The sequence below is a fragment of the Pseudomonas sp. GM24 genome (assembly GCF_000282235.1).
GTDB lineage: Bacteria > Pseudomonadota > Gammaproteobacteria > Pseudomonadales > Pseudomonadaceae > Aquipseudomonas.
In genome coordinates this window covers 1-11,065 of sequence record NZ_AKJR01000111.1, presented here as the reverse complement: position 1 = coordinate 11,065, position 11,065 = coordinate 1, and the positions used below count along the sequence as shown (strand labels likewise).

11 protein-coding genes are annotated in these 11,065 nt (G+C 58.6%); 5 read left to right on the top strand and 6 right to left on the bottom strand.

From position 1 onward, the window contains the following. Window positions 1-83: 83 nt before the first annotated feature. Complete coding sequence (locus PMI23_RS14495) at window positions 84-1,388, bottom strand: CynX/NimT family MFS transporter (protein WP_007909060.1); 1,305 nt, start codon at window positions 1,386-1,388, stop codon at window positions 84-86. Continuing rightward, the gene (locus tag PMI23_RS14490; protein WP_007949914.1) at window positions 1,378-2,037 is read right to left on the bottom strand and encodes a FadR/GntR family transcriptional regulator; all 660 of its coding nucleotides are present in this window, start codon (window positions 2,035-2,037) and stop codon (window positions 1,378-1,380) included. Before PMI23_RS14490 ends, PMI23_RS14495 begins: the two co-directional genes overlap by 11 nt. A 166-nt stretch (window positions 2,038-2,203) precedes the next feature. Between PMI23_RS14490 and PMI23_RS14485 the strand changes: the two genes are divergently transcribed. Both PMI23_RS14485 and PMI23_RS14480 read left to right on the top strand, forming a co-directional pair. Next, on the top strand, window positions 2,204-2,515 hold the full coding sequence (locus PMI23_RS14485) for a type II toxin-antitoxin system MqsR family toxin (protein WP_007914355.1): 312 nt from the start codon (window positions 2,204-2,206) through the stop codon (window positions 2,513-2,515). Further along, complete coding sequence (locus tag PMI23_RS14480) at window positions 2,512-3,003, top strand: type II TA system antitoxin MqsA family protein (RefSeq protein ID WP_007914353.1); 492 nt, start codon at window positions 2,512-2,514, stop codon at window positions 3,001-3,003. Before PMI23_RS14485 ends, PMI23_RS14480 begins: the two co-directional genes overlap by 4 nt. A 51-nt stretch (window positions 3,004-3,054) precedes the next feature. Here the strand turns inward: PMI23_RS14480 and PMI23_RS14475 are convergent, their stop codons facing one another. From PMI23_RS14475 to PMI23_RS14460, 4 genes are all read right to left on the bottom strand, one after another. Further along, window positions 3,055-3,819 carry an amino acid ABC transporter ATP-binding protein gene (locus PMI23_RS14475; RefSeq protein WP_007914351.1) on the bottom strand — a complete coding sequence of 255 codons (765 nt, stop codon included), beginning with the start codon at window positions 3,817-3,819 and terminating at the stop codon, window positions 3,055-3,057. An 11-nt stretch (window positions 3,820-3,830) separates the two neighbouring features. After that, window positions 3,831-4,925, bottom strand: coding sequence for an amino acid ABC transporter permease (locus tag PMI23_RS14470; RefSeq protein ID WP_007949911.1), 1,095 nt, complete (start codon window positions 4,923-4,925; stop codon window positions 3,831-3,833). A 10-nt stretch (window positions 4,926-4,935) separates the two neighbouring features. Next, the gene (locus PMI23_RS14465) at window positions 4,936-6,117 is read right to left on the bottom strand and encodes an amino acid ABC transporter permease (RefSeq protein WP_007914329.1); all 1,182 of its coding nucleotides are present in this window, start codon (window positions 6,115-6,117) and stop codon (window positions 4,936-4,938) included. Window positions 6,118-6,183: 66 nt separating this feature from the next. After that, the gene (locus PMI23_RS14460; RefSeq protein ID WP_007914328.1) at window positions 6,184-7,215 is read right to left on the bottom strand and encodes an amino acid ABC transporter substrate-binding protein; all 1,032 of its coding nucleotides are present in this window, start codon (window positions 7,213-7,215) and stop codon (window positions 6,184-6,186) included. 468 nt (window positions 7,216-7,683) lie between these two features. On the opposite strand from PMI23_RS14460, the gene PMI23_RS14455 reads away from it, so the two are divergent. The 3 genes from PMI23_RS14455 to PMI23_RS14445 all read left to right on the top strand — a co-directional run bounded on the left by PMI23_RS14455 (window position 7,684) and on the right by PMI23_RS14445 (window position 10,997). Next, window positions 7,684-8,340, top strand: coding sequence for an alpha/beta hydrolase (locus PMI23_RS14455; RefSeq protein WP_007914327.1), 657 nt, complete (start codon window positions 7,684-7,686; stop codon window positions 8,338-8,340). Between the two features lie 97 nt (window positions 8,341-8,437). After that, entirely contained in the window at window positions 8,438-9,916 is a 1,479-nt protein-coding gene (rhlB, locus tag PMI23_RS14450) for an ATP-dependent RNA helicase RhlB (RefSeq protein WP_007914326.1), read from the top strand. Window positions 9,917-10,052: 136 nt separating this feature from the next. Continuing rightward, entirely contained in the window at window positions 10,053-10,997 is a 945-nt protein-coding gene (locus PMI23_RS14445) for an ornithine cyclodeaminase family protein (protein ID WP_007914321.1), read from the top strand. Window positions 10,998-11,065: the final 68 nt, after the last annotated feature.

Sequence of the window (11,065 nt, the reverse complement as noted above, 5' to 3'; positions counted from 1 at the left end):
CGCGATAGCGGAGTGTCAGTCAGCGCAACGTTGACTGGTATAAAGCTATCGCGAGCAGGCTCACTCCTACAGTTTGAACCGCGTCAGATCTTCTCGCTTTGCACTTGCACGTACAGCGCACGCCCGGCGCCAAGCCCGGCGATGATCGCACCTGTACCGATGATGCCAAAGATCCAGCCGACGGCATTCCAGCCGCCGGTCCAGTCATGCACCACGCCGACCGCGAACGGCCCCATCGACGCCAGCGTGTAACCAAAACCCTGAGACATGCTCGACAGGTTCGCCGCGACATGTGAATCCCGCGAGCGCAACACGATCAAGGTCAGCGCCAGACTGAACGTACCGCCCTGCCCCAGCCCCAACAGAATCGCCCAACCCCACAGCCCTTCGATCGGCGCATACAGACAACCGAACAGACCGCCGAGGGTCAGCGCCATCACCACCACAATCGCCAGACGCTGATCCTTGCCGCGAGTGGCCAGCCACGGCGCAGCCAGTGAACTGGCCAGTTGAATGATCACCGAACCGGACAACACCAGACCGGCCTGGGTTGGCGTCAGTCCACGACCAATCAGGATCGACGGTAACCAGCCGAAGACGATGTAGGCCAGCGATGATTGCAGGCCCATGTACAAGGTCACTTGCCAAGCCAGCGGATCACGCAGCAGACCGCGTACGCGGTATGCAACATTGTGCGCGCCATGTTTCTGCCCGACTTGCGGCAACCAGAACACCGCTGCAACCAACGCCGGAATCACCCAGAAACCCAGGCCCATCGCCCAGCTACCACCGAAATGCTCACTGAGCGGCACGCTGGAACCGGCCGCCATCGCCGCGCCCAGGCACAGCGCCATGGTGTAGACGCCGGTCATGGTGCCGGCATGTTTGGCGAAGTCGCGCTTGACGATGCCCGGCAGCAGAACACCGATGATGCCAATGCTCGCACCGCCCAATACGCTGCCGGCGAACAGGCCGATCTCACCGAAGTTGCTGCGCAAAATGATCCCGCCGGCCAGTGTCAGCAAAATCCCCAGCACCACCCGCTCAGCACCAAAACGTCGCGCCAGAATCGGTGCCAGTGGCGCAAACAAACCGAGGCACAACACCGGCAGCGTAGTCAGCAGACCGGCCTGAGCCGCCGACAAGCCAAGACTTTTCGACACATCGCTGAGCAGCGGCGCCATGCTCGACAGCGCCGGACGCAAGTTCAGCGCCACCAGAATCAAGCCGAGCAGCAACAACCACGGCCGGCGCACCAGCGGATGGCTCTGTTGGACTTGCTCGTCGTCAGCCTCGGCGTCGATCAGCAGTTCTTCAAGTTCTGCCGTGCGCTTCGGGGCTGTGGATATCTCGGTGCGGGACATGGATTTCTCGGTTTCAAGGTTCATTGATCAACTGCCTCGACAAAGCTTTGGCCCGTTCCGGGTCGCGTTGCTCGACCGCATCGAGCAACGCGATGTGCAGGTCGAACACTTCCTGACGGCGCGGGACGATGTTCAGGGTCTGGCGCAATTGCGCGCCGACGATGCTGGAAAAGTAGCGATACAGCTCGCTGAGGGTCGGGTTGTGCGCGGCGTCGACCAGACGGCGGTGGAACACCAGATCGCAGGCGATATAGGTGTCGAGATCGCCGTGGTAGTGGCTGCCGCTGGTGCCGAGCGCCTCACGCAATGCGACGAGGTCTTCGTCGGTGCGGCGCAACGCCGCCAAGCCGATGGCCTCGACTTCGAGGATGTGGCGGGTTTCCCGCGCCTGTTCCAGCGAGCATTGCGACAGCGCTTTCAAGGTATCCATCGGATCGACCACTGCGCGCAAGTAACTGCCATCGCCCTGGCGAATCTCGATCAGCCCGGAAAACGCCAATACGCGCATGGCTTCGCGCACGGTGTTGCGGCTGATGCCCAGTTCGGCGCACAGCTCGGGTTCGGTCGGCAAACGCTCGCCGACCTGCCAGGCACCGCCGTTGATGCGCTGACGAAGTTGATCCAAGGCCTGATCGACCAGGGATCGTTTAATGAGTGGAGAAATGTCTGACATAGGATTCGCCCTTTCATCCAATCATAGGATGAATTTTCTGACATGTTAGTCAGACCCGTGTAGGACGGCAACCACCTAGGGTCAATCGGAGACATATGAAGCGGTATTTTCGATTGGTCAAAATTACCCTTTAAGGGTAATTTCAGGGACAGGGTTTTGGTTTCTTATGGAAAAGAACACACCCCATTACGACTTGGCGGTGATCAAGGCGGAAGTCAGACGACTTGGCAGACAAGCTTTCACCAAGACCGCGGACAAAACCGGTCTCGATCTCGGTTTTAGCTTCGCAGAAATGCAGGAGATCGTTTTCGAGTTGCAGAACAGGATGTTGTACAAATCGATGACCACCTATGACGATCATCGAGTCTGGCAGGACGTGTATCACATCAACTCAAAAGGCCTGGAGATTTACATCAAGGTGACATACCGCCCTGCCGGCGGCGCACCGGTAATCTCCTTCAAGGAGAAAAACCCATGAAAACCCGGCAATGTTTCAGCTGTGGTGCCCGTGAGGGAATGAGGCATTTCGAGGGTCGCGGTGAGACCCTGAGTGTCAAAGGCATGGAGCGCCGCGTAGATGATCTCGCTGGCTGGGAATGCCGGCAGTGCGGGGAAATCGAGTGGGATGACGGCACCGATAGCGCTGATCGTTACACGGAAGCAGGCGATGAGCTGGTTATCGCTGCAAGACAAATGATCGGTTCCGAGATGAAGCGCATCCGGCGCAAATTGCACCTGACGCAAAAAGAGACGGTGCAACTGCTGTCAGGTGGAGGCCACAACGCATTTTCCAGGTACGAACGAGGCGAATTGCTGCCGCCGAAGGCGTTGATGCTTTTGATGCGGCTGCTGGATCGTTACCCGCACTTGCTTGCCGATGCGAAAGTCTTGGCCGAAGGGGCTGACTTGAGAGGTGCGTTCAAGTACACCGTGCACAAGGAACACGAAACCCTCACCGTTTCCTGACTCCAAAAAACAAACCCGGCACAAGGCCGGGTTGTTTTTACACACAAACCATCAATGCAAAATCTGACTCAAGAACAGCTTCGTCCGCTCGTTCTGCGGGTTATCGAAGAAGTCATTCGGCGCCGCCTGCTCAACGATTTCACCTTTATCCATGAAGATCACGCGATTGGCCACAGTCCGCGCAAAGCCCATTTCGTGAGTCACGCAAAGCATGGTCATGCCGTCTTCAGCCAGACCGATCATGGTGTCGAGTACTTCCTTCACCATCTCCGGATCGAGCGCTGAAGTCGGTTCATCGAACAGCATGATTTTCGGTTTCATGCACAGGGCGCGGGCGATCGCCACACGCTGTTGCTGACCACCGGACAGTTGCCCCGGAAACTTGTGCGCCTGCTCCGGAATGCGTACGCGTTCCAGGTAATGCATGGCGATTTCCTCGGCCTTGCGCTTGGGCATCTTGCGTACCCACATTGGCGCCAGGGTGCAGTTCTGCAGAATGGTCAGGTGCGGGAACAGGTTGAAATGCTGGAACACCATGCCGACTTCGCGGCGGATCGCTTCGATCTGCTTGAGGTCGTTGGTCAGTTCCACGCCGTCGACGACGATGCGGCCCTGCTGGTGTTCTTCCAGACGATTGAGGCAGCGAATCGTTGTCGATTTGCCGGAACCCGACGGCCCGCACAGGACGATACGCTCGCCCTGTTTAACGTTGAGGTTGATGTCTTTCAGCACGTGGAACTGGCCGTACCACTTGTTGACGCCCTGCATCTGAATAATGCCTTCAGAACCTGCAGGCTTTTTGATTGCTTCACTCATTTACAGAACTCCTAACGCTTGTGGCCAGTGTCGAGCTTGCGTTCCAGATGCATGGAATAGCGCGACATACCAAAACAGAAAATCCAGAACACCAGGGCGGCGAACACGTAGCCTTCGGTGGCCATGCCCAGCCATTTCGGATCGGCAGCGGCTTGTTTGACGCTGTTGAGCAGGTCAAAGAGGCCGATGATGATCACAAGGCTAGTGTCCTTGAACAGCGCAATGAAGGTGTTGACGATGCCGGGAATCACCAGCTTCAGGGCTTGCGGCAAAATCACCAGGCCCATCGAACGCCAGTATCCGAGGCCCATCGCTGCAGCCGCTTCGTACTGACCTTTGGGGATCGCTTGCAGACCACCGCGCACCACTTCGGCGACATAGGCCGACTGGAACAGGATCACGCCGATCAGTGCCCGCAGCAGCTTGTCGAAGTTCATGCCTTCAGGCAGGAACAGCGGCAGCATCACCGACGACATGAACAGCACCGTGATCAACGGCACGCCGCGCCAGAATTCGATAAAGGTCACGCAGACCACACGAATCGCCGGCATGTTCGAACGTCGCCCGAGCGCCAGCACAATCCCCAGCGGCAACGCACCGGCGATACCGACAGTGGCGATGACCAGGGTCAGCATCAGGCCGCCCCACTGGCTGGTTGCCACCGGGGTCAGACCGAAACCACCGTGCAGCAGGGTGAAGGCAATGATCGGGTACAGCACCAGAAAGCTCAGCCCGTAGATCGCTTTACGCGGTACGCGCGAGATGAACAATGGCGCCGCGCCGATCACCGCCAGCCACACGGTCAGGTCGACACGCCAGCGCAGTTCCGTCGGGTAGTAGCCGTACATGAACTGGCCGAAACGCTGCTGAATGAACACCCAGCAGGCGCCCTCCTTGGTGCAGTCGGCGCGGGTGGTGCCAACCCAGTTGGCATCGACAATCGCCCAACTGAGGATCGGCGGCACCACGAGATAAATCAGGTAGAACGCAAACAGCGTCAGCAGGGTGTTGAGCCAGCTGGAGAACATGTTCGCGCGCATCCACGCCACCACGCCGATGCTGCTGTTCGGTGGGGGCATGTCGGGTTTGAAAGTATGAGTACTCATGCGCTTTTCCTTACCGCTCGATCAGCGCAATGCGCTTGTTGTACCAGTTCATCAGCAGGGAAATGCTGATACTGATCGCTAGGTACACGCTCATGGTGATGGCAATCACCTCGATCGCCTGACCGGTCTGGTTAAGCACCGTGCCGGCGAACAGCGACACCATTTCCGGGTAACCGATACCGGCTGCCAGCGAGGAGTTCTTCGCCAGGTTGAGGTATTGGCTGGTCAGCGGCGGAATGATCACGCGCAGAGCTTGCGGAATGATCACTTTGCGCAGGGTCGGGCCGTTGCGCAGGCCGAGGGAACGCGCGGCTTCGGTCTGGCCGTGGCTGACCGACTTGATCCCGGAACGCACGATCTCGGCGATGAACGCCGCGGTGTACACGGTCAAGGCCAGGGTCAACGCGAGCAGTTCCGGGATCAGCACCCAGCCGCCAACAAAGTTGAAGCCTTTAAGCTCGGGCATTTCCCAATGCAGCGGAGCGCCGAAGATCAGTGCGCACAAGGTCGGGATCACCAGCAGAATCGCCAGACCGACCCAGAACTTGTGAAACGGCACGCCGGTTTCTTCAAAGCGTTTGTTGGCCCAGCGGGTCATCAGCACGATGCCGACAATGGCCACCACAATGCTGATAACGAACGCCCAGAAACCATCAGCCGCCAGTGCGGCCGGCATGTTCAGGCCACGGCTGCTGACGAAGAAGGTGTCGCCGAAGTTATGGCTGTTGCGCGGCCCCGGCATGGTCAGGAACACCGCGAAGTACCAGAACAGGATTTGCAGCAGCGGCGGAATGTTGCGGAACACTTCCACATACACGGTCGCCAGTTTGCTGATGATCCAGTTCTGCGACAGCCGCGCCACACCGATGATGAACCCGAGGATCGTCGCCAGAACCACGCCGATCACGGTCACCAACAGGGTATTGAGAAGACCGATGACAAAGACGCGGGCATAGCTGTCCGCTTCGGTGTAGTCGATCAGGTGTTGAGCGATGCCGAATCCGGCACTGCGCTCCAGAAAGCCGAAACCGGAGGTAATGCCCCGGTGCTGAAGGTTGGTTTGCGTGTTGTCGAACAAGTACCAGCCCAGCGAGACCACCGCCACAACGGTGATGATCTGGAATAGCCACGCACGCACTCGTGGATCGCTGAGGCTGAGCCTCTGCTTTGGTGCGCCGATTGAATTTTGCATGAAGTGCCCCGGAAAAAATGGAACAAGAACATCACCCGGCGGTTGGCCCGCCGGGTGATAGAACCATTAGCGCACTGGTGGTGCGTACTGAATGCCGCCGTTGTTCCACAGGGCGTTCAAGCCGCGGTCGATTTCCAGCGGAGTGCTCTTGCCGAGGTTTTTCTCGAAGATCTCGCCGTAGTTGCCGACTTGTTTGACGATCTGCACAACCCAGTCTTTCGGCAGTTTCAGGTCTTTGCCGTATTCGCCGTCAGCGCCGAGCATACGGGCGACGTCCGGGTTCTTGGTCGATTTGGCTTCAGCTTCGACGTTCTTCGAAGTGATGCCGGCTTCTTCGGTGTTGAGCAGCGCGTAGCCAACCCAACGGACGATGGCCAGCCACTCGTCGTCGCCATTACGTACGACCGGGCCCAGTGGTTCTTTGGAAATGGTTTCCGGCAGAACCACGTAGTCCTTCGGCGATGCCAGCTTGGAGCGCTGGGCGAACAGTTGGGACTTGTCGGAGGTCAGCACGTCGCAACGACCGGATTCCAGCGATTTGGCGCTTTCATCGGAGGTGTCGAAAGTGATCGGGGTGTATTTCAGACCGTTGCCACGGAAGTAGTCGGAAACGTTCAGCTCGGTGGTGGTGCCGGCCTGGATGCAGATGGTTGCACCGTCCAGTTCTTTGGCACTCTTCACGCCCAGTTTGTTATTCACCAGGAAGCCGATGCCGTCGTAGTAGGTAATGAAGCCCGGGAATTTCAGGCCCATGCCCGCGTCACGCGAACTGGTCATGGTGGTGTTGCGCGACAGGATGTCGATCTCGCCCGATTGCAGCGCGGTGAAGCGCTCTTTGGCGTTCAACTGACTGAACTTGACCTTGGTCGCGTCGCCGAATACGGCAGCGGCCACAGCGCGGCAGACGTCAGCGTCGATCCCGAGGATCTTGCCGGTCGCGTCCGGTACCGAGAAGCCCGGCAGACCGTCGCTCACGCCACACTGCACGAAACCTTTCTTCTGCACTGCATCCAGGGTTGCACCCGCCTGAGCGAACCCGCTGACACCGAGTACTGTTGCTGCAGTCACGATGGCCAGGGTGGATTTCAACATCTTCATTCAAACCTCCAGTTTTGCTCTTGTTGTGTCGGAGCTTGAGTCCAGTCGCACCCTTTTGAGGCGTTGTTGACCCGTGTTGGCTTTTTTTGGGGTCAACCGACGTAAGACCTTCGCTATGAGTCTAGTAGGAGAAAATCCACATCATGGACAACTCACTTCTCACCAATCGGCCGAACGGGCTGTAGCCCTTTCACGTTCGCTGCGCCCGTAGCGGCCATTGGCGAACATCCATCACCGGATTCTTTGCCATCCCGTCGCGGGTCGTACACTGATAGTGTTACCGCCACGCGTAGGATGCTTCGTACAGAACCTTCCATAGCAAAGCCCGTACCACACCTGTCGCGGAATCGATTCGGCGACAGGTCAATAGCAAAACTTGTAACCTTGCGACATCTTCTTAACGGATCAACCGGGCGCGCACTCGAATCACGCACTTATTGAGAGCGCCCGCACATATTTGGAGCAGACATGACCGAGCCCTTGATTCTTCAGCCTGTTAAGCCCGCAGACGCCTGCGTGATCTGGCTGCACGGCCTCGGCGCCGACCGCTACGACTTCTTGCCGGTAGCGGAAGCGTTGCAGGAAAGCCTGCTGAGCACACGCTTCGTGCTACCGCAGGCGCCGACGCGTCCAGTGACCATAAATGGCGGATATGCCATGCCCAGCTGGTACGACATTAAAGCCATGAGCCCGGCGCGAGCGATCGACCGTGATGAGCTGGAAGCGTCGGCGGATCGCATCATAGAATTGATCGAAAACCAGCGCGCCAGCGGAATAGACGCCTCGCGGATTTTCCTTGCCGGTTTTTCCCAGGGCGGCGCTGTCGTTTTGCACACCGCTTTTGTGAAATGGCAAGGCGCACTCGGTGGCGTACTTGCTCTGTCGACCTATGCACCGACGTTCAGCGATGACATGCAGCTTTCAGCCAGTCAGCAGCGGATTCCCGCGATATGCCTGCACGGTCAGTTCGACGGCGTGGTACAGAACTCGATGGGACGCAGCGCCTACGAGCATTTGGTGAAGCATGGTGTCACCGTGACATGGCAGGAATACCCAATGGAGCACGAAGTGTTACCCGAGGAAATTCGCGACATTGGTGTCTGGTTGAGTGAGCGCCTGCGCTAAGCGTCGAGATTAAAATCACCCTTTGATCCCTCCTACTACGCCGCGCCCGTTTCTTGCATTACACTGGCCGGCGTACATTCCTTAACCAATTGATGAGATGACCGTGCTCGAAGCACTCAAGAAAATGTTCGGTAAAAGCGAGGCTGAGCAGCTCGCGCCAGTTCCCAGTGCGCCGTCGCACGCCCCCGGTCATCGCAACGATGCGCCCCAGGCCGACCGCCCCGCTGCCGTAGCAGCACCGAAGCAAGACCCGAAACCCGCTCCGGCCGCGCCAATCGCCGCCGAGCCTGCGCGCAGTGAAGAGCCGAAACCGGCCAGAGCGCGTCGCGAACCAAAGCCCAAGGCCCCGGTCATTCCGTGGAAACTCGAAGATTTCGTTGTCGAGCCACAGGAAGGCAAAACCCGCTTCCACGATTTCAATCTTTCACCAGAACTGATGCATGCCATTCAGGATCTGGGCTTCCCGTACTGCACGCCGATCCAGGCGCAGGTGCTGGGTTTCACCCTCGCCGGCAAAGACGCCATTGGTCGCGCGCAGACCGGTACCGGCAAGACCGCCGCGTTCCTGATCTCGATCATCACCCAACTGCTGCAAACGCCGCCGCCGAAAGAACGCTACATGGGCGAACCCCGTGCGCTGATCATCGCGCCGACCCGTGAGCTGGTGGTGCAGATCGCCAAGGATGCCGCTGACCTGACCAAGTACACCGGTCTCAACGTCATGACGTTCGTTGGCGGCATGGACTTCGACAAACAGCTCAAGCACCTCGAAGCGCGTCACTGCGACATTCTCGTGGCGACCCCAGGCCGCCTGCTCGACTTCAACCAGCGCGGCGACGTGCACCTGGACATGGTCGAAGTGATGGTGCTGGACGAAGCCGACCGCATGCTCGACATGGGTTTCATCCCGCAAGTACGCCAGATCATTCGCCAGACCCCGCCGAAGTCCGAGCGCCAGACCCTGCTGTTCTCCGCGACCTTCACCGAAGACGTGATGAACCTGGCCAAGCAATGGACGACCGATCCGTCCATCGTCGAAATCGAAGTCACCAACGTCGCCAGCGAAAACGTCGAGCAACACATCTACGCCGTGGCCGGTGCCGACAAGTACAAATTGCTCTACAACCTGGTCAACGATAATGGCTGGGAGCGGGTGATGGTCTTCGCCAACCGCAAGGACGAAGTGCGCCGTATCGAAGAGCGTCTGGTGCGCGACGGTGTGAATGCTGCGCAGTTGTCCGGCGATGTGCCGCAACACAAACGCATCAAGACCCTCGAAGGTTTCCGCGAAGGCAAGATTCGCGTGCTCGTCGCCACCGATGTGGCCGGTCGCGGCATTCACATCGACGGCATCAGCCACGTGATCAACTTCACCCTGCCGGAAGTCCCGGACGACTACGTGCACCGCATTGGCCGGACCGGTCGTGCTGGCGCCGATGGCGTGTCGATCAGCTTCGCCGGTGAAGACGACTCCTATCAGTTGCCGTCCATCGAAGAGAAGCTCGGTCGCAAGATCAGTTGCGAAACGCCACCGACGCATCTGTTGCGCGCGGTCGAGCGCAAGCGTCCGCAGTAAGCGACACTTGAAGGAAAAGCGCAGCCGGCCACGGACTGCGCTTTTTTTTCGTCCGGCATTTCATCAGGCGCTTGCGAGAGATAACTAAAAGTCCATAATAGACAAATTAGTTTATACCCAGACTCCGGAGCCTGATATGTCCAGTACGCCCTACGTGATCGACCAACATCAGGCCCGCGAGCTGCTGGCGCGCATTGATGTGCCGCAGATCCTGCGCAAGCTATTCCGCGATCTCGCTGCCGGACACGCCGTGCAACCAGCGCAGCAACTGGTGGAGTTCCCGCAGGGTGCCGGCGACTTCATCAACTATCTGGGCGTGTTGGCCGAGGACGGGGTTTACGGCGTGAAGACCTCGCCGTACATCGTTCGCGAGCAGGGTGCGCTGGTAACCGCGTGGACATTGTTGATGTCGATGAAAACCGGGCAGCCGTTGCTGTTGTGTGATGCCGGTGAACTGACCACCGCGCGCACTGCAGCGACTACCGCAGTGGCAGTCGACGCCCTCGCACCGCTGAATGCCACACGACTGGCAATCATCGGCAGTGGCAAGGTTGCGCAGGCGCATCTGCACTATGTGAAATCGCTGCGTGACTGGCAGAGCATCAGCGTGCATTCACCGTCCCTGCTCGAAGACGCTGATACTCAGGCACGGTTGAAAGCCATCGTTGCCGATCTGAACATTGCCGACAACCGCGAAGCCGCCCTTGCCGAGGCCGATGTGATCATGCTCTGCACCTCGTCCGCCGGACCGGTGATCGATCCTGCCGCATTGAGCAAGCCGACCCTGATCACTTCGATCAGCACCAACGCCCCACGCGCCCACGAAGTTCCACCGCAGAGCCTCAACGACATGCAGGTGTTCTGCGACTATCGTCTGACCACGCCGGGTTCGGCGGGCGAGATGTTGATTGCCAGTGAACAGCATGGCTGGAGCAAGGATTCGATTGTCGGCGACCTCGCCGATCTGCTCAGCGAAAAAGTGCAGCGCCCGGATTACGACCGCCACGTGTTTTTCCGCTCAATCGGCTTGGGCCTGGAAGACATTGCTCTGGCCAATGCGATTTACCACCTGAACAACTGACCACTGTAGGAGCTGCCGAAGGCTGCGATCTTTTGATCTTGATCTTAAAAAACCAGATCAAAAGATCG

Bases quoted from the DNA above. Each gene is read 5' to 3' on its own strand.
- PMI23_RS14495 (WP_007909060.1), bottom strand. From the start codon at position 1,388: ATGAACCTTGAAACCGAGAAATCCATGTCCCGCACCGAGATATCCACA.
- PMI23_RS14490 (WP_007949914.1), bottom strand. From the start codon at position 2,037: ATGTCAGACATTTCTCCACTCATTAAACGATCCCTGGTCGATCAGGCC.
- PMI23_RS14485 (WP_007914355.1), top strand. From the start codon at position 2,204: ATGGAAAAGAACACACCCCATTACGACTTGGCGGTGATCAAGGCGGAA.
- PMI23_RS14480 (WP_007914353.1), top strand. From the start codon at position 2,512: ATGAAAACCCGGCAATGTTTCAGCTGTGGTGCCCGTGAGGGAATGAGG.
- PMI23_RS14475 (WP_007914351.1), bottom strand. From the start codon at position 3,819: ATGAGTGAAGCAATCAAAAAGCCTGCAGGTTCTGAAGGCATTATTCAG.
- PMI23_RS14470 (WP_007949911.1), bottom strand. From the start codon at position 4,925: ATGAGTACTCATACTTTCAAACCCGACATGCCCCCACCGAACAGCAGC.
- PMI23_RS14465 (WP_007914329.1), bottom strand. From the start codon at position 6,117: ATGCAAAATTCAATCGGCGCACCAAAGCAGAGGCTCAGCCTCAGCGAT.
- PMI23_RS14460 (WP_007914328.1), bottom strand. From the start codon at position 7,215: ATGAAGATGTTGAAATCCACCCTGGCCATCGTGACTGCAGCAACAGTA.
- PMI23_RS14455 (WP_007914327.1), top strand. From the start codon at position 7,684: ATGACCGAGCCCTTGATTCTTCAGCCTGTTAAGCCCGCAGACGCCTGC.
- rhlB (WP_007914326.1), top strand. From the start codon at position 8,438: ATGACCGTGCTCGAAGCACTCAAGAAAATGTTCGGTAAAAGCGAGGCT.
- PMI23_RS14445 (WP_007914321.1), top strand. From the start codon at position 10,053: ATGTCCAGTACGCCCTACGTGATCGACCAACATCAGGCCCGCGAGCTG.